Origin of the sequence: Streptomyces sp. NPDC060027 (assembly GCF_042737005.1) — a bacterium.
Classification (GTDB): Bacteria; Actinomycetota; Actinomycetes; order Streptomycetales; family Streptomycetaceae; genus Streptomyces.
This window is the reverse complement of record NZ_JBHWVI010000028.1, coordinates 17,151-33,390: the sequence shown is the minus strand read 5'-3', so window position 1 is coordinate 33,390 and position 16,240 is coordinate 17,151. Positions and strand designations below refer to the sequence as shown.

Here is a 16,240-nt window from a genome sequence, read left to right as displayed (position 1 = left end):
CATCCGATGATCGAGACCATGGAGCTGCGATGCGTGTCGCACTGTTCCTGACCTGTGTCAACGACACGCTGTATCCGGACACCGGCCGCGCCGTGGTGAAACTGCTGACCGGACTGGGTGTCGACGTCGATTTCCCGATGGGGCAGACCTGTTGCGGGCAGGCGCACTACAACACCGGGTACCGCCATGAGGCCGAGCCGCTCGCCCGGCATTTCTCCGATGTGTTCGGGGACTACGAGGCGATCGTGACGCCGTCCGGGTCGTGCGGGGCGATGGTGCGGGAGCTGTATCCGCGGATGGGCGAGCGGGCCCGCGCGGAGGGGCGCGGCGACACTCTGGCCAGGACCCTGGCGCCGGTCGTGCCGAAGACGTACGAGCTCACGGAGTTCCTCGTCGACGTCCTCGGTGTGACGGATGTCGGCGCGTACTACCCGCACACGGTGACCTATCACCCCACCTGTCACGGCCTGCGCAGCCTGGGTCTCGGCGACCGGCCGCGCCGGCTGCTCCAGGCCGTCGAGGGACTCGAACTGCGCGAGCTGCCCGGCGCCGACGAGTGCTGTGGCTTCGGCGGGACGTTCGCCGTCAAGAACCCCGATGTCTCCGCGGCGATGGGTGCCGACAAGGTGCGCAACGCCGAGTCGACGGGCGCCGAGGTGCTGTGTGCCGCCGACAACTCGTGTCTGATGCATATCGGGGGCACGATGGGCCGTCTCAGGACGGACATGCGGCCGGTGCACATCGCGGAGATCCTGGCGAGCACGCGAGAGGAGCCGGGCGCATGAGCGGAACGTTCGTCGGAATGCCGGCCTTCCCGAAGGCGGCGCACGACGCCGTGCACGACGCCACCCTGCGCGGCAATCTGCGCCACGCCACCCACACCATCCGCGCCAAGCGCGCCAAGGCGGTGGCCGAGGTCTCCGACTGGGCGGCGCTGCGCGACGCCGGCAAGCGGATCAAGGACCACACGCTCCGTCATCTCGACCGCTATCTGGTGCAGTTGGAGGAGGCGGTGACGGCGGCCGGTGGCGTCGTGCACTGGGCCGCCGACGCCGAGGAGGCCAACCGGATCGTCACGGCCCTGGTGAAGATGACCGGCGAGAGCGAGGTCGTCAAGGTCAAGTCGATGGCCACCCAGGAGATCGGCCTCAACGAGGCCCTGGAGGCCGCGGGCATCCACGCGTACGAGACCGATCTCGCCGAACTCATCGTGCAGTTGGGCAAGGACCGGCCGTCGCACATCCTCGTCCCGGCGATCCACCGCAACCGCGGCGAGATCCGTGACATCTTCGTCCGCGAGATGGGCGCGTGGGGCCGCCCGGCGCCCGGGGGACTCACCGACACGCCCGCCGAGCTGGCCGAGGCGGCGCGCCTGCATCTGCGCGAGAAGTTCCTGCGCGCCAAGGTCGGCATCTCCGGCGCCAACTTCATGGTCGCCGAGACCGGCACCCTCGTCGTCGTGGAGTCCGAGGGCAACGGCCGGATGTGCCTGACGCTCCCCGAGACCCTGATCTCGGTCGTCGGTATCGAGAAGATCGTGCCGAGCTGGCGGGACCTGGAGGTGTTCCTGCAGACCCTGCCCCGCTCCTCCACGGCCGAGCGCATGAACCCGTACACCTCGACGTGGACGGGCACCACGGACGAGGACGGCCCCCAGAACTTCCATCTGGTCCTGCTGGACAACGGCCGCACCGACACGCTCGCCGACGAGGTCGGCCGCCAGGCGCTGCGCTGCATCCGCTGCTCGGCGTGTCTCAACGTCTGCCCGGTGTACGAGCGGGCGGGCGGCCACGCCTACGGCTCGGTCTACCCGGGACCGATCGGCGCCATCCTCAGTCCGCAGCTCCGGGGCACCGCGAGCGAGATCGACGCCTCCCTCCCGTACGCCTCCTCGTTGTGCGGGGCCTGCTACGAGGTCTGCCCGGTCGCCATCGACATCCCGGAAGTCCTCGTCCATCTGCGCGAGCGGATCGCGGAGGGCGGCCGGGCGACGCGGGAGGGGAACACGGTCGTGCTCAAGCCGGCCAAGGGGCACGCCGCCGAGCGGGCGGCGATGCGCGCGGCGCGCTGGGCGTTCAGCCACCCCGGCGCGCTGCGCACCGGGCAGCGCCTCGCGTCCCGGACCCGCCGCTTCCACCCGCGGACCCTGCCGGGCCCCGGCAGGGCGTGGAGCGAGACCCGTGATCTGCCCGCGGTTCCGGCGGAGTCGTTCCGTGACTGGTGGCAGCGCACGCGGGGCGGAAAGGACACGACGACGTGAGCAGCAGGGATCTGATCCTCGGCCGGGTGCGGCGGGCCCTCGCGGACGTACCCGCGGACGAAGGACCGTACGAGCGGGCCGTCGACCGGAGCTACCTGCGCGAGCACGGCGCGCGGAGTGTCGCGGAGACGGTGGATCTGCTCGCGGAGAACCTGGCGGACTACCGGGCGATCGTGCACCGCAGCACCGACGAGGAGCTGCCGTACCTCGTCATGCGGCTGCTCGCCGAACGCGGGACCCGGCACGTGCTCGTGCCTCCGGGACTCCCGCCGGAGTGGATGTCGGCGGCGGATCCCACCCGGGTCCACGACCGTGCCGTGAGCACGCCCCGGGAGCTCGACGAGGTGGGGAGTGTGGTGACCGGCTGCGCCCTCGCCATCGCCGAGACCGGCACGATCGTCCTCGACGGCGGCCCGGACCAGGGCCGCCGCCGGATCACCCTGATCCCGGACCACCACATCTGCGTCGTCCGGGTTCCCGACCAGGTGGTGGCCTCCGTACCGCAGGCCATGGAGCGCCTCGATCCGGCGCGCCCGCTGACCTGGATCTCCGGCCCCTCCGCCACCAGCGACATCGAGCTGGACCGGGTCGAGGGGGTGCACGGTCCGCGCACCCTGGAGGTGGTGCTGGTGAGCGCGGAATGACGGGCGCGGTTGGCGTGAGGCCATGATCCGGTTCGAGCAGGTCACCAAGCGCTACCCGGACGGTACGACGGCCGTGGACGACCTCTCCTTCGAGGTGTCCGAGGGCGAACTCGTCACGCTCGTCGGCCCGTCGGGCTGCGGCAAGACGACGACGATGATGGTGAACCGTCCGATCGAGCCGACGTCGGGCCGGATCCTGGTGAACGACGAGGACATCGCCACCGTCGACCCGGTCCGGCTGCGTCGGCGTCGCCGGGTGCGGTGCTGGGTACGCCGGCCACGCCGTACGTCGCCGAGTTCGTGGGCGCCGACCGCGGTCTGAAGCGGCTGTCGGTCACCACGATCGAGGTCGACGATCTGGAGCAGCCACCGGTCGCGCGGTGCGACGAGAGCGCGTCGTCGGCCGCCGCGCGGCTGCGTACGAAGGGTGCCCGCTGGGCCGTCGTCCTCGACGCCGACGGCGATCTGCACGGCTGGGTCGGCGTCGGCGAACTCGGCGCGGGCGGCCGGGTGGGCTCGCCCACCGGATGGGTTCCTGGGTCCCCGTGGGCGCTCCGCTGAAGCAGGCCTTCGGCGTGATGCTCCAGCACGACGCCGGCTGGGTCGCCGTCCTGGACGGGGCGCACTTCCTCGGCGTGCTCACCCCGGCGAAGCTGCACGAGGCCCTGCGGCGTTCGGTGGACGCGGACGCCCGGGGCGTGCCGCGCGGTCAGGTCGACTTCGACTCGGTGGCGGACGCCTGAGCGGCCCCGGTGGCGGACACCCGGTCTCTGGAACGCGCGGCACCCGGGGCGCGGGGCGCGGCGGCACCCGGGGCGCGGGGCGCCGGCGCTCCGGACCGATCAGGACAGCACGATCGGACAGCCGCGGCGCAGCACATGCTGGGCGGCACGCAGGTACAACGCCACGTAGAAGGCCGCGTCGAGGTCTTCGGTCCACGGCCCCGGGCGGACGGCGGCCGTGTCCTTCGCCGGCCCGTCCAGGAACCACATGGTCAGATCCAGGTTGTCGGACGTCGCCGGTATCTCGGGCGGCAGGTCGATGAGCCGCGCCAGCCGCTCGGCGATCGCGAGCACCTGGGGAGCGCCCGCGACCGTCGTCTCGTCCGAGTAGCCGGATTCGACGGGCAGACGGATCTCCTCGTCCAGCGATGTCGGCACGAGCGCCGACCAGCCGCACAGCGTCTCGGTCTCCTCCTCCGACAGATGGGCCCGGCACAGCTCGATGAAGCCCTCCATGGGAGGGCTCAGCTTCTCCTCGAACGTCGTCCCGGAGCCCCGGACGAGGGGTGTCTCCTCGGGCAGGGAGGTGTACGGCGGCAGGCCGCGCCGCAGCAACGCGCCGTTCAGCGCGGCGGCGAGCTCGCCGGATCCGATCGCGTCCTCGTCCCTGTCGTCATCGTCCTCACCGAACCATTCCCGCGCACCGACACTGACCAGATAGACACCCATGCCCGCAACGTACTGCGTGGCACTGACAGTCCCGGACCGCCAAACCCGCCCTCACTTCAGCAGGCCCTCGTCCTGCAGATACTTCCTGGCCACGTCCTGCGGGAGCCGTCGCCAGCTGTCCACCCGCTCGTTCATGGACGCCAGGGACGGTGTAGAGGATCATGGTCACCGCGAGGACCGGTCCCGCCGCCCAGCCCCAGCGGCGGGCGAGGACGGCGAGCGGCACGGCGAGGACGAGCGCGACGAGGACGGAGACCGCCGTGAGCTGGAGGTGCTGCACCGTCGCGTCGACGAGGATCTGACCGCGGGTGCTCAGATACGCGCCACAGATCCACTCGTCGCGCGCGAGGCAGCCATCCGGGGGCGCGGTCACGCGTCCATTGGACCGGACGGGCGAGGGCGACCGCGCGTTGTGGTGACCCGGACGGGGTGGCGCCGGACGCGTCGGGCGCCAGGATCGGTGAGGACCGGCACCGGCACCGGCACCCACCGGCATCGGCATCGGCATCGGCATCGGCATCGGAGGACGGCTGGACATGTACGGACCACGCGGGTCCTCCACTGTCGCCCACCGCTGTGCGAGCCGCGCGGTCCCGCCCCTCGACCGCTTGGCCGGTCCAGGAACGCACATCCGTGGGGCGCGAGGTGTTTGGAACGAGCCGACCTCGGTAGTGCGAACAGGGGCGGCACACGGCCCAACCGTTCCCGGGAGGGTTCGGCAGTGAGCTCGCCCCCGGCCGCCCGGGCCGAGGAGAAGGGCCCGGGCGGCCGAGCGAGCACTCCCCCGCGCTCCCGTGCCGCGCGACCGCGCTACGCGACGTCCGCCAGCGCCTGTTCGCGCACCGTGTCGCAGCAGGTGCTGATCAGCCGGGACACGTGCATCTGCGAGATGCCGAGCTCCTCGGCGATGCGGCTCTGCGTCAGACCGCGGAAGAACCTCAGGTAGAGGATGGTCCGCTCGCGCTCGGACAGGCCGCCGAGCAGCGGCTTCACGGCCTCGCGGTCGACGATCAGGTCGAAGCGGGCGTCGGGCTCGCCCAGGGCGTCGGCCAGCGCGTAGCCGCCCTCGGCGCCCGGCTGCTCGGCGTCCAGCGAGAGGGCCGTGCAGCGGTCCAGGGCCTCCAGGGCGGTACGTACGTCGTCCTCGTCGAGGTGCGCGCAGGTGGCGATCTCGGCGACGGTGGGGCGATGTCCCGGCGCCGTCTGGGACAGTTCCGTGAGCGCGGCGCGCACCTGGTTGCGCAGGTCCTGGACGCGGCGCGGCACATGCAGGATCCACAGGTGGTCGCGGAGGTGACGCTTGATCTCGCCCGTGATGGTCGGGATCGCATAGCTCTCGAAGGCGTGCCCCCGGCCGGGGTCGTACCGGTCGACGGCCTTGACCAGGCCGAGCGCCGCCACCTGGACGAGATCCTCGACGGATTCGCCCCGGCCGCGGAACCGCCCGGCGATGCGTTGCGCCATGGGCAGCCAGGACCGGACGATCTCGTCGCGCAGCGCCTTGCGCTCGGGGCCGTCGGGCAGTTCACCGAGCCGGACGAAGGCCGGGTCGGTGTCGGGGGCGTCGTCGTGCGGGTGCCGCTTCGTTCTGACCGGGACGCTCATGTCTCTCACGTCTCCCTCAGGAGGTGCTGTGTGGACAGTCACCATGGGAGGGCGCGCGGACGGCCGACAGGAGACCTTAGCGGTCCGGTGCACCCGGATCCCACGGGCGTGCCTCCTGTCCGAAGCACTGAAACAGCATATGCCCGGCATCGACACACGTAAACAAATTCGTGAATCACATCACGCATGGCGATCGGCCGACACTGGAGCGCGACGACGCCCCACCAGCCGGGTGCTCTCTTCGCACCGACATGATCACGGCGCCGACCAGGCACTACCCAGCGGCACTCACGCCGCGGTCACGCGACCGCCCCGGGCGCCGTGAGCGCGGTCCTGTGGCTGGTTGTCCGCGGGCCTAGGACCCCGCCGGCAGTCGACATCACTCACCGCGTCGCCTCTGTCCCCTCCTCTTCTTGGGGGCGTCTTCCACGTCCTCATCCGCTTCCTCGTCCTCGGATGCGTCCTCCGCCCCCTCTTCGCCCTCCACTTCCTCGTCCTCGGATGCGTCCTCCGCCCCCTCTTCGCCCTCCGCTTCCTCGTCCTCGTATGCGTCCTCCGCCCCCTCTTCGCCCTCCGCTTCCTCGTCCTCGTATGCGTCCTCCGCCCCCTCTTCGCCCTCCGCTTCCTCGTCCTCGTCCTCGTCCTCGTTTGCGGAGTCGGCGCCTTCCTCCGCATCGCCTTCGCCCTCACCCTCGGGCTCCTCGCCCTCGGATTCCTGCTGCTCGGCCTCTTCCTCTTCTACGGCGTCGTCGTGGGATACGACGACTTCTCCGTCCCGGATTTCGCCGCGCTGTCTCCGTCTTTCAAGTTCCCGGTTCAGCAGAGCCAGACGGGCCTACAGCACTCCCGGGTCATGCAGCTACGTCCTGCGTTCGGCACACATCACCGCACGGGACGGGGACCGTCCGAGACGGACTCGACTCCGATCGGCACACAAAGAAGTCCGCTCGCAGGCAATGCGCATGCCGCATTGCCTGCGTGTGTGTTCTGGCGGAACGCCGTTTGCCCGGGGCGTGGTTGGGCCCCGTGAGTCAGCCGACGCTCTGGTGCGCCAGCAGTTCGCCGTCGATGGCGTCGTCCTGCTGCTCGCACTGGGAGAGGGCCGGGCCAAGACCAAGAAGGTGGGGGCCCATTCGCCGATGCAGATTCCCCAGCGGTCGGCCCGGGCGATGTCGACGCCAGGCTCTATCTTCAAGGAGCCGGCCCAGGCGACGACGGTGAGGTCTGTGGAAGCCATGGCTGCCAGGTACGCGTCGGGGCTCTGCGGGGCGACTCGGTCTTCGTGCTCTCCTCACGGGCGCTGCGGATACCCATGTCATGCATCTTCTTGATGATCACGATGTGCTCCGTCCGCTAGCCCCCTCGACGGAATACCCGGACCACCCCGCCCTATTCGCACCATTGGTCAGAAATGCCCACTTGTGCCTAGCTCATTGGCTGGCACTCTGCAAGCTCGTCGCGACGCCCTCAAGCCCCGCCCGCCGTGGCAAGACAAGAGGCCCCTCGATGCATGGCCCCGACACAGATGCGGAAGGCCTGCAGATCCGAGGTCGGGAGGTGACCGAGTGAGGGTCCGCCGGCGTGGCCGTTCCATTTCAGCGGGCCGGGCGCCGGGGAGCGCGCCAGATGGAGCGGGCCACCAGGTAGAGCAGATCGACAATGAGTAGTAGTACGCCGATGGAAGCCAGATAGAGCATGCCGTCGACGGCCACGCCGACGGCGACCAGGGCGATTCCGGCGATGAGCAGGGTCAGGAAGAGGACCATGACGGGATGCCTCCTAGGAGCCGTGCGGTATTTGCGTGGCCTCTCGGCTCCGGCGGGATGCGCTGTGCCTGTGCTCGTTGTCTCGGCGGCCGAGGAGGGATGCGTGACGGCCCCGGCGCACAGGGCCGCTACATGCATGCCCAGATGTTCGGGTTCCGAGAATCCGGGACGCCTCGCAGCCGGTACCCCCGTCGGGCTTCGGCCTTCGGGATTCAGGCGGCGCGTCGGGCGCGGTGGCGGACTTCTCGGAGTCGGACCTTCGACGGGAGGCGGTCCAGGCCCGCGGATTCTCGTGCGTGCACGAGCGTTTCCCGGCTCAGGTGCCCCAGAATCTGCACCGGATCCGCGTGAGGCTCGAGCAACAGCCGCACTCGTGCGGTCGGAGTGGTACGCCCGCCCGTCAGCCGGACCTGCGCCTGCGAGACCCCGTCCAGGACTTGCACTTCTTCCTTGATCACGTTCTCCAGCGCGCGGCCGTCGAGCCGGGCCGTCGCGCCGTCTTCGCTGCTGACGAGGACCTGGTCCAGGCGGTGTCTGCGTTGCGCGAGGAGCCACCACAGCAGCAGGGCCAGCAGCACGGCGAGCACCGCGATGACGGTCGGCCACCACCAGTCCTCTTCCCGCCACCGGGTGCGTCCCTGGGTGCCCAGCACCACATCGTCCGGCCCGCGGAAGGGCCACCAGCCCGGCACGTCGAAATCCCAGTGGCGCTGCAGGTCCAGTGCGCCCAGCAGCACGCTGCCGCCCAGGGCGAACAGTCCGAGGCCGAGCAGTCCGAGCAGCACCCGGTTCGCTGTCTTGAGCATCGGATCACCTCAGCCCTTCTTGGGGCGTCGGACGCGCACGGCCAGCGTGGGCTGCCGGGCCAGGCCCAAGGACATCACGGCTTCGCCCAGTTCGGCGTTCAGGTCCGCGCGGACCTCGTCGAGATTGCGGAAATGTGCCTGTGCCCGCGCTTTGACCTTCCGGCGGCCGACAGTGACCCGTGCCGACTGGACACCGGACACCCGCATGGCCCGGTCACGCAGTATCAGGGCTGCTGCGCGGCGGTCGAGCCCGGCGCGGACCTCACCTGTCCCGGGGATACCGGTGGGCGGCCGCATGGGCAGCAGCCTGCGCAGCCCCGGCGTCACCGCCAGCAGGAAGAACCACAGACCGATGACCATCGCCACGGCGGCCCCGACGATCATCCAGATGTCGTCCAGTGGCCGTGTGGCCAGTTCCTCGGCGAGCCGCCGCCGCCAGTGCATCGCCGGCCGATCCGCCCGCACCGAGACCACGTCGTACAGGAGCAGTCCGACGGCGGCGGCGGACAGCAGGGCCACGATGGCGGCGGGGATCCGCCGCGCGGACCAGAAACGGCGTGCCGACCGGCCCGATTCATCGACGGCTGCCGTCGCGCCCGCGCTCGGTGGGCCATCGGTGGACGGAGCCGCTTGTCCGTGATCGGGGGCGAGGTCGCTGTCGCTGTCGCTGTCGCCGGTCGGCTGCCGCCAGGTGTTCGCGCTCATCTCACCCGCTCCTGGTCCGTGTGCCGCGAGTGCACCGAGTGCAGCCTCTCGACCGACACCGCGAGGTCGGGGACTTCCATGCCGGCCCATGCCCTGAGCCGTTCGGTGACCTCCCGGCGCACTGCGGCGCACTGTGCTCCGATGTCGGACGGATAGCCGAGTTCGACGGTGATGCGCAGCCGTGCCTCGCCGAGTACCGCCTGTCGTCCGGCGGCAGCCTCACCGTCTCGTCCTGCGGCATTCGGCTCCGGTGCCCGCCGCACGGATGCGGTCACGTGTGGAGTCCGGCGGCCGGGTGGTACGTGGCCGGCCGACTCGGTGAACCGGCTCAGCGCCTCCCGCGCCACCCGGGAAGCGATTTTCGCAACGACCCGGTCGGCGACGCTGATCGCCCCGCGCTCCCCGCGGGGGATGCCCGGACGCCGATCGGCTTCCCCGGTCACCGCAGCCTGTCTCCCCGGGCCTCTCGCCGGTCATCTCGGATCCGCTCCTGCCGGTCTCGGCGGCGAACGAAGTCGCCCGGTTCGAGATCACCTTCCATGAACCGCCCGACCACGAGACCGACGGCACCCAGCCCCAGCACCAGTAGGAAAGCCCAGAAGTCACCGAAATACGCGGCGAAACCCAGCGCCATTCCGGCCATCAAGCCCACGACCGCCCTGCTCATCACGCGCTCCTTCACTCAAGCGGGCTGCTCCGCTCCGGCTACTGGATTCGCTGCCGCTCTTCCCCTTCGTCTTCTTCCTCGGGCAGCTTCACGTCGCTGACCATGATGTTGACTTCCACGACTTCGCGGCCCGCCATCCGCTCCACTGCGGAGATCACGTTCTCCCGGACGGCACCGGCCACGTCAGTGATCGACACGCCGTAGTCGACGACGATCTCCAGATCGATGGCAGCCTGCAGCTCGCCGACCTCGACGCTGACGCCGCGCGTGACGGATTTGCCACTACCGGCGCCGGGCATCCGCTCCCGCATGGATCCCATCGAGCGGGCCAATCCGCTGCCCAAGGCATAGACGCCGCGCACGTCCCGTGCGGCCATTCCGGCGATCTTCTCCACCACTACATCGGCGACGGTCGTCCGGCCGCGAGAGCCGGGCGCACCCAGTTGCTTGACGCCGGTGTTCTCAGTCATCGAGGTCATTGAGCCCATTCCTCCCTCAATCAAAGGAGCCCACCCCGCGCACCGCTATCAATACTATAGTTCGCTTTAGTGCTACTTGTTCTAAATATGCACCATGGGGCGGGCGGTGCGCGTGGCTCGAGCGCCCGACCCCAAGCTTTTGGGGACACTCCAGGCGCAGCCAGTCAGTACAGGAACCGCGGCCCTGGGCCGTACAAGAAAAGAGGCGGTGAGAGGCCAGGTGACTGAGGCATGGACGCAGGCAGTACGGCACCAGCTCGACCTGGGCCGGCTGCTCCCGCTCGGCGAGCCCGACGACGGGACATGGATCACCGAGCAAGCGGCCGTCCGGGTCCTCGAGCGCACGGCCGCCGAGATCCCCGGTGTTTGGATGGAGAGCCTGCGCATTGGGCCGGCACCGCATGAACCCGTGTCCGAGCCGGCCGTCCGTCCGCCGGCGAGCGCGCTACCGCCCGGCCCGCTCAGGATCGAGGCGGCCTTCACAGCATCCCTCGGGCTGCCGCTGCCTGAGACCGTCGACCAGTTGAGGAGCGCACTGCTCATCGAGGCCACGGAACGGCTCGGCCTGGTCACTGTGACAGCCGACCTGCACGTCACGAACCTCCATGAGGGCTCGGAGGCGGTCGGGTCGCGAACCTCAAAGAGAGCCATGAAGCCCGGACCGGAAGCTGCAGCCGCGCGAAGCTCGCCCCCCGTGACCGGGACAGGATCCATGTGGGGGCCCGTCGGTGAGCTGGCGGACGTCGCGACGGCTGTTCCGGGCGTCGCCCGCCTCACCACCGTGCTGGGAAGCCGCCCGGTCAAGGTGGAGGACCATGACGAACCACCCGGCCGACACATCGAGGTCCAACTCGCGGTCGCCCCCGGACACCATCCACTGGAAGTCGCCCGCGCCGTCCGGGCTGCCGTAGCTGCCGCCACCACCGACGCCCCGGGCCCGGTCAGCGCCGCCGTCCTCATCACCGAAACCGCAGCCTAGCCAGCCAGGTGTCGACTGACGGCTCGACGCATTCGGCGTGATCCTCCCATTACTCCGGCCTCGCCCTCAGCGCATGCCACACCGCGACCACCGCCCCGGTCGGGCTGGACTCGCGGGATCCGCCATGTGGAAGCGTGTTCGCCAACAGCCGGCGCAGTTACGCAGCGACCGTGAACGCCGTGGCTATGGCTATGTCAGCACGGGCGTGGATGACAAGTCTCGGACCGTCGGCAGCCGTCTGAGTCTCGAGGGAGCGGCGGACGGCAGCGCTGAGAGTGGCCACAGACATCAGTACCCCAAGCTCGCTGCACAGCCGATGAGCGCGCAGGACAGCGCTGATCACCGTGGCGGTCGCCTCGCCACCAAGAACGATGACGACAGGCGTCGGGGCGTGGACGTGGACGAGATCGCTGATGTACGTCGCAAGAACGTCCCGGCCCTTGGGGCTGGGATCGTCATCCAACGTCAGGATGAGCACACCGCGTTCGAGCGCGTGCGTCAACATGGCCGTCTCCAGCTTCCTGTCCGGCGATCCGGGCATCTGCCTGTACGAATGCCCGCCGCCGGTTCCACAATGCGCCGCAAACGACAGAATCTGCACGCCCCCGGCGGCCAGGACTTCCACGCGGGCAACGGCCTTCCCGCGCTACGCAGCGGCCCCTTCGCGGCGGCCAGGCGTGTCACGCTGCTCTGCAAGCCCCGCGTCCAGAGGTGCCGAACGCTCGCGCGTTCGGCCTAGGAGTGTCGCCTGTCAGTGCCATAACCCTGCGGTGAACAGACTCTCCGAGCCCGCATCGGGTACACGGCGTCAGAGCGGAGGCCCGCTTCGCCGGATGACGGACGTGAGGGAGATCAAGGTGGACGGGATCGTGCTGCTCAAGGAAGACCACAAGACGGTCGAAAAGCTCTTCAAGCAGTTCGAGAAGGCCGGCGACAAGGCCCACGCCGAGAAGCGGAAGATCGCCGACCAGGTGATCGAGGAACTCACCACCCACACCTGGATCGAGGAGAAGATCTTCTACCCTGCCGCTCGAGAAGCCGCGCCGGACACCAAGGACCACGTCCTGGAAAGCGTCGAGGAACACCACGTCGTGCTGTGGATGCTCTCCGAGCTCAAGGACCTCGATCCGGCCGACGAACGGTTCGACGCCAAGATGACCGTCCTCATCGAGAACGTCCGCCACCACGTCGAGGAAGAAGAGACAGAATGGTTCCCCGAGGTCCGCAAGGCCATGGGCCGTAACCGCCTCACCGACCTCGGCGAACAGATGGCTAAGGCGAAGCAGAAGGCCCCGGGTGACCCGCTGGCCGTACCCAGCGCCGACCAGTAGCCCGGCACCTCCGCTTCCTATGCGTGACAGCTGAGGACCGGCATCACCCCGGTTCGCGGGCTCTCACTCGTAGCCCGGTCCCGTAGCGACAGCCGCCGTTCGGGGGCAGGTTGGTGCCGGGCGGGCCGGAACCGCACCCATAGGTCCCGGGCCGCCCCCAGCAGGGCCCGGTAGAAGTCGGCCGGCGCGGGGGATCGGGAGCACCGAGAACGAAGGCGCCGAGGGTTGTCGTCATGCCTGCGGAGCAACTGACCAGGCATCCACGACGGCTCGCGGTTGCAACTCGCGTACGAACGGTTCAACCAGCGCTCCACCGATGTGCACGGCCTCCGCGCCATTCGATCCACCGCGGGTCGTCCAGGATGCCCTCAGGATCGTCGATGCCGGCTGCCTCGAGGAACACCACCAGGTCGCGATCGCTGTAGGCGGTGCCGAGGATCTCGTCGTGGCCGTGGGAGTGCACAGTGACCCTCCGGCCGCCCGTCCGGGAAGGCGCATGTACGACGATCGGCGTGCTGGTCACTCTTTCCAGAGTGCTCCTGGCGGCCCCTTCCGGCGAGTCAACCGAGACGGTCAGGGCTTGTCCCCCGACCGTGACGCCAACATCGGGGCAGTGGCTACGGCCTGGGCGCGGTCCGGGCGCTCGATGCTCCGTATACATCCATTCCACGGACCGCTGCTCAACGCCGTGAGCCGGGGTACTCGGCTCGCATGGCGAAATTCAGTCTTTCAGGGCGAAAAGAACAAAACGGTGTCGATGACGTGCCGACGCCCGAGGAGGCCGGACCCGGACCCGAGGTGGAGGAGCGGGCACCGGACACGCCCACGGAGCTACCCAAACAGGCGTGGGGCAAGGTCTTGTCTGGGAGTCTGCGGGAGTTCAAGAAGGACGAGCTGACCGACCGGGCGGCCGCCCTGACCTACTACGGGGTGCTCGCGCTGTTCCCGGCCCTGCTGGCCCTGGTCTCCCTGCTGGGCATCACCGGAAAGTCGACCACGGACAAGGTCCTGGACAATCTCAAACAGCTCGCACCCGGTCCGGCCCGCGACATCATCACCCGCGCCGTGGAGCAGCTGCAGGGCAACGCAGGCCTGGGCTCCATCGTCGCCATCGTCGGCCTCGTCGTGGCCATATGGTCCGCGTCCGGCTACGTCGCGGCGTTCATCCGTGCCGCGAACGCCATCTACGACATGCCGGAGGGACGTCCGGTGTGGAAGATCCTGCCGGTGCGTGTCGGTGTGACGGTTGTCCTGATGGTTTTGGCCGTGGTCAGTGCGCTGATCGTGGTCTTCACCGGTGGCGTGGCCCGCCAGGTGGGCACGGCGCTGGGGGTCGGGGACACCGCGCTGACGGTGTGGTCGATCGCCAAGTGGCCGGTCCTGGTCGTGCTGGTCACGGCGATGATCGCGATCCTGTACTGGGCGAGCCCGAACGCGAAGGTGAAGGGCTTCAAGTGGATCACTCCGGGCAGTTTCCTGGCTCTGGTGATCTGGATGATCGCCTCCGCCGGGTTCGCTTTCTACGTGGCCAACTTCGCGTCGTACAACAAGACCTACGGCACGATGGCCGGCGTCGTCGTCTTCCTGGTGTGGCTGTGGATCAGCAACCTGGCCATCCTCCTCGGCCTGGAGTTCGACGCCGAGGCGGTACGCCAGCGAGCCATCGCCGGCGGGCTCCCGCCCGGGACCGAGCCCTACACCCAGCCCCGCGACACCCGGAAATGGGACGAGGACGACCTACGCCGCCTCGACGAAGGCGAAGAATGACCGTGGGGTGATGGGTGATGGGTGATGGGTGATGGGTGAGTGTGCAATGGCCGGTCTGCGGACACCCAGGGTTCATGACATCGGTGAGGCGGTTCGCGAAGCGGATCGGCATCTGACGAAACGGGCCGCCTCCCGCATTCCACCTGGCGTCGGCCGGCTGCTGCCGGCGGTGGAGGGCAGCAAGCTGTGGTGCGGCGCGGCGGTCGTGATGGCGGCGTTCGGCGGCCGGCGCGGGCGCAGGTCCGCGGTCTCGGGGCGCGCGGCGCTCGCCCTGGCGCAGCTGGTGTCCAACGGCCTGGGCAGCGTCTGGCTCACCCGGCATCCCCGCTTCTGCTGCGGCAGCGGCTGTAGCGGCCGCGCACACCGTCCCGCAGCACATCCCTGTCCGCGGCAGATCGCTTTTCTCCTGAACTCCACGGTTTGGGGTACTCGCCAACTGATCGGACGGCCGGGCACCGCGGCGCGACCCGACTGACAGGAACAAAAGAGAGCAGGAGGTGATCGTGTGTCGAGTACACAACCGCAAGGCACCGGCGCGGGCCGGTCTACGAACGGCGTGGGGCACGAGCCGGTGGGCGAGCTGGTGCAGCAGGCCTCGCGGCAGCTGACCGAACTGGTGCGCGGCGAGATGAGGCTGGCGCAGGCGGAGATGCAGGAGAAGGGCAAGCGTTACGGCAAGAGCGGGGGGCTCTTCGGCGGTGCCTCGCTGGCCGGATTCCTGATGCTCCAGGCACTGGTGGCCACCGTCATCGCAGCCCTGGCCCTGCTGCTGCCTGTGTGGGCCGCGGCCCTCACCGTCACCGCCGTTCTCGGTGTGATCGCCGCCGTCCTGGCGTTGAGCGGGAAGCAGCAGATCGGCAAGGCCGCCCCGCCGACGCCCCAGAGCACGATCGAGAACGTCAAGGCCGACGTGGCCGAGATCAAGAGGAGCGCACACCGATGACCCACACACCCGCCGACCGGCCGAGCGCCCCCAACCCCGAACAGCTCCGCGAACAGATCGAGCAGACCCGCCACGACCTCGGGCAGACAGTCCAGGCCCTCGCGGACAAAACCGACGTCAAGGCCCGCACCCAGCACAAGGCCGGCGAGCTGAAAGAGCAGGCCGTCGTCAAGGTCGACGAGCTCAAGACTCAGGCCGCGAAGGCCACCTCCCAGGTTCAGGACAAGCTGCCCGACTCGGTCAAGGACAAGGCTGCCCAGGCGGCCGGGCAGGTCCGCGCCACGGCAGGCCGGGCCAAACGGATGTGGGAAGAGAAGGCACCCGAACCCCTGCGGCAGAAGGCGGCCCAGTCTGCGCAGCTGGCACGGGACCACCGCACCGTGCTGCTGGTCGCCGCCGCGGGCGTCACCGTGCTGTGGCTGGCCGGCCGCCGCAAGAAAGGGCTGAGCAGATGAAGGCCTCGAAGATCGCCTACACACCGGTCGGGCTCGCCCTGGGAGCCGTCAGCGGCATGATCGCCGGGGCGGCCTTCAAACAGGCGTGGAAGGTGCTCGGTCACGACAAAGATGCCCCCGACGCCACCGACGAGGACCGCGCATGGAGCGAGGTCCTCCTGGCCGCCACGCTCCAAGGCGCCATCTTCGCCGGAGTCAAGGCTGCGGTCGACCGCGCCGGCGCCGCCACCACACGCAGCCTGACCGGAACCTGGCCCGGCTGACAAACCAACGTGGGGGCCAGGACGCGGAGTCCCGCCCCGCGCCAGCACTGCCACCCAAGGCAGACGCCACCTTCCGGACCGGCAGCAGAGTGCCCTGACAGCGGACCGACATCAAGGTC

21 protein-coding genes and 3 pseudogenes are annotated in these 16,240 nt (G+C 69.6%); 12 read left to right on the top strand and 12 right to left on the bottom strand.

What is annotated here, in order from left to right; genetic code table 11:
- Nucleotides 1–29: 29 nt before the first annotated feature.
- From ACFWBT_RS10200 to ACFWBT_RS10185, 4 genes and pseudogenes are all read left to right on the top strand, one after another.
- Nucleotides 30–785: a (Fe-S)-binding protein gene (locus ACFWBT_RS10200; protein ID WP_385697908.1), complete on the top strand. Its 756-nt coding sequence runs from the start codon at nt 30–32 to the stop codon at nt 783–785.
- On the top strand, nt 782–2,260 hold the full coding sequence (locus ACFWBT_RS10195) for a LutB/LldF family L-lactate oxidation iron-sulfur protein (protein ID WP_385697907.1): 1,479 nt from the start codon (nt 782–784) through the stop codon (nt 2,258–2,260). The genes ACFWBT_RS10200 and ACFWBT_RS10195 overlap by 4 nt, the downstream gene beginning before the upstream one ends.
- A complete protein-coding gene (locus tag ACFWBT_RS10190; RefSeq protein WP_385697906.1) occupies nt 2,257–2,904 on the top strand; it encodes a lactate utilization protein C in 648 nt (215 codons plus the stop codon). The genes ACFWBT_RS10195 and ACFWBT_RS10190 overlap by 4 nt, the downstream gene beginning before the upstream one ends.
- A 22-nt stretch (nt 2,905–2,926) precedes the next feature.
- A pseudogene (locus tag ACFWBT_RS10185) lies at nt 2,927–3,647 on the top strand (ATP-binding cassette domain-containing protein).
- A 99-nt stretch (nt 3,648–3,746) separates the two neighbouring features.
- Here ACFWBT_RS10185 and ACFWBT_RS10180 read toward each other — a convergent pair.
- The 4 genes and pseudogenes from ACFWBT_RS10180 to ACFWBT_RS10165 form a co-directional block, all read right to left on the bottom strand.
- Nucleotides 3,747–4,355 carry a hypothetical protein gene (locus ACFWBT_RS10180; protein WP_385697904.1) on the bottom strand — a complete coding sequence of 203 codons (609 nt, stop codon included), beginning with the start codon at nt 4,353–4,355 and terminating at the stop codon, nt 3,747–3,749.
- A gap of 51 nt (nt 4,356–4,406) precedes the next feature.
- Nucleotides 4,407–4,511 (bottom strand): annotated as a pseudogene (locus ACFWBT_RS10175) (ABC transporter substrate-binding protein); the annotation flags it as partial.
- Nucleotides 4,492–4,728 (bottom strand): annotated as a pseudogene (locus ACFWBT_RS10170) (ABC transporter permease); the annotation flags it as partial. The pseudogenes ACFWBT_RS10175 and ACFWBT_RS10170, both read right to left, overlap by 20 nt.
- 437 nt (nt 4,729–5,165) lie before the next feature.
- Complete coding sequence (locus ACFWBT_RS10165) at nt 5,166–5,960, bottom strand: SigB/SigF/SigG family RNA polymerase sigma factor (protein ID WP_385697902.1); 795 nt, start codon at nt 5,958–5,960, stop codon at nt 5,166–5,168.
- A 343-nt stretch (nt 5,961–6,303) separates the two neighbouring features.
- Between ACFWBT_RS10165 and ACFWBT_RS10160 the strand changes: the two genes are divergently transcribed.
- Nucleotides 6,304–6,990, top strand: coding sequence for a hypothetical protein (locus tag ACFWBT_RS10160; protein ID WP_385697900.1), 687 nt, complete (start codon nt 6,304–6,306; stop codon nt 6,988–6,990).
- A gap of 565 nt (nt 6,991–7,555) precedes the next feature.
- On the opposite strand, the gene ACFWBT_RS10155 is transcribed toward ACFWBT_RS10160, so the two are convergent.
- The 6 genes from ACFWBT_RS10155 to ACFWBT_RS10130 form a co-directional block, all read right to left on the bottom strand.
- On the bottom strand, nt 7,556–7,726 hold the full coding sequence (locus ACFWBT_RS10155; RefSeq protein WP_385697899.1) for a hypothetical protein: 171 nt from the start codon (nt 7,724–7,726) through the stop codon (nt 7,556–7,558).
- Between the two features lie 212 nt (nt 7,727–7,938).
- Nucleotides 7,939–8,532, bottom strand: coding sequence for an alkaline shock response membrane anchor protein AmaP (gene amaP, locus ACFWBT_RS10150; RefSeq protein WP_385697897.1), 594 nt, complete (start codon nt 8,530–8,532; stop codon nt 7,939–7,941).
- Between the two features lie 9 nt (nt 8,533–8,541).
- Nucleotides 8,542–9,237, bottom strand: a complete 696-nt coding sequence (locus ACFWBT_RS10145) for a DUF6286 domain-containing protein (protein WP_385697896.1) — start codon at nt 9,235–9,237, stop codon at nt 8,542–8,544.
- Nucleotides 9,234–9,680, bottom strand: a complete 447-nt coding sequence (locus ACFWBT_RS10140) for an Asp23/Gls24 family envelope stress response protein (RefSeq protein WP_385697894.1) — start codon at nt 9,678–9,680, stop codon at nt 9,234–9,236. The genes ACFWBT_RS10145 and ACFWBT_RS10140 overlap by 4 nt, the downstream gene beginning before the upstream one ends.
- Nucleotides 9,677–9,904, bottom strand: coding sequence for a hypothetical protein (locus ACFWBT_RS10135; protein ID WP_356460398.1), 228 nt, complete (start codon nt 9,902–9,904; stop codon nt 9,677–9,679). The genes ACFWBT_RS10140 and ACFWBT_RS10135 overlap by 4 nt, the downstream gene beginning before the upstream one ends.
- A 38-nt stretch (nt 9,905–9,942) precedes the next feature.
- Entirely contained in the window at nt 9,943–10,374 is a 432-nt protein-coding gene (locus ACFWBT_RS10130; protein WP_385697950.1) for an Asp23/Gls24 family envelope stress response protein, read from the bottom strand.
- 229 nt (nt 10,375–10,603) lie between these two features.
- On the opposite strand from ACFWBT_RS10130, the gene ACFWBT_RS10125 reads away from it, so the two are divergent.
- Nucleotides 10,604–11,362: a hypothetical protein gene (locus ACFWBT_RS10125; RefSeq protein WP_385697893.1), complete on the top strand. Its 759-nt coding sequence runs from the start codon at nt 10,604–10,606 to the stop codon at nt 11,360–11,362.
- Nucleotides 11,363–11,519: 157 nt separating this feature from the next.
- On the opposite strand, the gene ACFWBT_RS10120 is transcribed toward ACFWBT_RS10125, so the two are convergent.
- The gene (locus ACFWBT_RS10120; RefSeq protein WP_385697891.1) at nt 11,520–11,987 is read right to left on the bottom strand and encodes a hypothetical protein; all 468 of its coding nucleotides are present in this window, start codon (nt 11,985–11,987) and stop codon (nt 11,520–11,522) included.
- Between the two features lie 232 nt (nt 11,988–12,219).
- On the opposite strand from ACFWBT_RS10120, the gene ACFWBT_RS10115 reads away from it, so the two are divergent.
- Complete coding sequence (locus tag ACFWBT_RS10115) at nt 12,220–12,693, top strand: hemerythrin domain-containing protein (RefSeq protein ID WP_385697948.1); 474 nt, start codon at nt 12,220–12,222, stop codon at nt 12,691–12,693.
- Nucleotides 12,694–12,991: 298 nt separating this feature from the next.
- On the opposite strand, the gene ACFWBT_RS10110 is transcribed toward ACFWBT_RS10115, so the two are convergent.
- Nucleotides 12,992–13,216, bottom strand: coding sequence for a hypothetical protein (locus ACFWBT_RS10110; RefSeq protein WP_385697890.1), 225 nt, complete (start codon nt 13,214–13,216; stop codon nt 12,992–12,994).
- 188 nt (nt 13,217–13,404) lie between these two features.
- On the opposite strand from ACFWBT_RS10110, the gene ACFWBT_RS10105 reads away from it, so the two are divergent.
- The 5 genes from ACFWBT_RS10105 to ACFWBT_RS10085 all read left to right on the top strand — a co-directional run bounded on the left by ACFWBT_RS10105 (nt 13,405) and on the right by ACFWBT_RS10085 (nt 16,121).
- Nucleotides 13,405–14,460, top strand: coding sequence for a YihY/virulence factor BrkB family protein (locus ACFWBT_RS10105; RefSeq protein WP_385697888.1), 1,056 nt, complete (start codon nt 13,405–13,407; stop codon nt 14,458–14,460).
- Nucleotides 14,461–14,506: 46 nt separating this feature from the next.
- Entirely contained in the window at nt 14,507–14,935 is a 429-nt protein-coding gene (locus ACFWBT_RS10100) for a hypothetical protein (RefSeq protein ID WP_385697887.1), read from the top strand.
- 96 nt (nt 14,936–15,031) lie between these two features.
- Nucleotides 15,032–15,403, top strand: coding sequence for a phage holin family protein (locus ACFWBT_RS10095; protein ID WP_385697946.1), 372 nt, complete (start codon nt 15,032–15,034; stop codon nt 15,401–15,403).
- Nucleotides 15,400–15,858, top strand: a complete 459-nt coding sequence (locus ACFWBT_RS10090) for a DUF3618 domain-containing protein (RefSeq protein WP_385697885.1) — start codon at nt 15,400–15,402, stop codon at nt 15,856–15,858. The genes ACFWBT_RS10095 and ACFWBT_RS10090 overlap by 4 nt, the downstream gene beginning before the upstream one ends.
- The gene (locus ACFWBT_RS10085) at nt 15,855–16,121 is read left to right on the top strand and encodes a DUF4235 domain-containing protein (protein WP_385697883.1); all 267 of its coding nucleotides are present in this window, start codon (nt 15,855–15,857) and stop codon (nt 16,119–16,121) included. Before ACFWBT_RS10090 ends, ACFWBT_RS10085 begins: the two co-directional genes overlap by 4 nt.
- Nucleotides 16,122–16,240 lie beyond the last annotated feature (119 nt).

Bases quoted from the DNA above. Each gene is read 5' to 3' on its own strand.
- ACFWBT_RS10200 (WP_385697908.1), top strand. From the start codon at position 30: ATGCGTGTCGCACTGTTCCTGACCTGTGTCAACGACACGCTGTATCCG.
- ACFWBT_RS10195 (WP_385697907.1), top strand. From the start codon at position 782: ATGAGCGGAACGTTCGTCGGAATGCCGGCCTTCCCGAAGGCGGCGCAC.
- ACFWBT_RS10180 (WP_385697904.1), bottom strand. From the start codon at position 4,355: ATGGGTGTCTATCTGGTCAGTGTCGGTGCGCGGGAATGGTTCGGTGAG.
- ACFWBT_RS10165 (WP_385697902.1), bottom strand. From the start codon at position 5,960: ATGAGCGTCCCGGTCAGAACGAAGCGGCACCCGCACGACGACGCCCCC.
- ACFWBT_RS10155 (WP_385697899.1), bottom strand. From the start codon at position 7,726: ATGGTCCTCTTCCTGACCCTGCTCATCGCCGGAATCGCCCTGGTCGCC.
- amaP (WP_385697897.1), bottom strand. From the start codon at position 8,532: ATGCTCAAGACAGCGAACCGGGTGCTGCTCGGACTGCTCGGCCTCGGA.
- ACFWBT_RS10145 (WP_385697896.1), bottom strand. From the start codon at position 9,237: ATGAGCGCGAACACCTGGCGGCAGCCGACCGGCGACAGCGACAGCGAC.
- ACFWBT_RS10135 (WP_356460398.1), bottom strand. From the start codon at position 9,904: ATGAGCAGGGCGGTCGTGGGCTTGATGGCCGGAATGGCGCTGGGTTTC.
- ACFWBT_RS10130 (WP_385697950.1), bottom strand. From the start codon at position 10,374: ATGACTGAGAACACCGGCGTCAAGCAACTGGGTGCGCCCGGCTCTCGC.
- ACFWBT_RS10105 (WP_385697888.1), top strand. From the start codon at position 13,405: ATGGCGAAATTCAGTCTTTCAGGGCGAAAAGAACAAAACGGTGTCGAT.
- ACFWBT_RS10100 (WP_385697887.1), top strand. From the start codon at position 14,507: ATGGCCGGTCTGCGGACACCCAGGGTTCATGACATCGGTGAGGCGGTT.
- ACFWBT_RS10090 (WP_385697885.1), top strand. From the start codon at position 15,400: ATGACCCACACACCCGCCGACCGGCCGAGCGCCCCCAACCCCGAACAG.
- ACFWBT_RS10085 (WP_385697883.1), top strand. From the start codon at position 15,855: ATGAAGGCCTCGAAGATCGCCTACACACCGGTCGGGCTCGCCCTGGGA.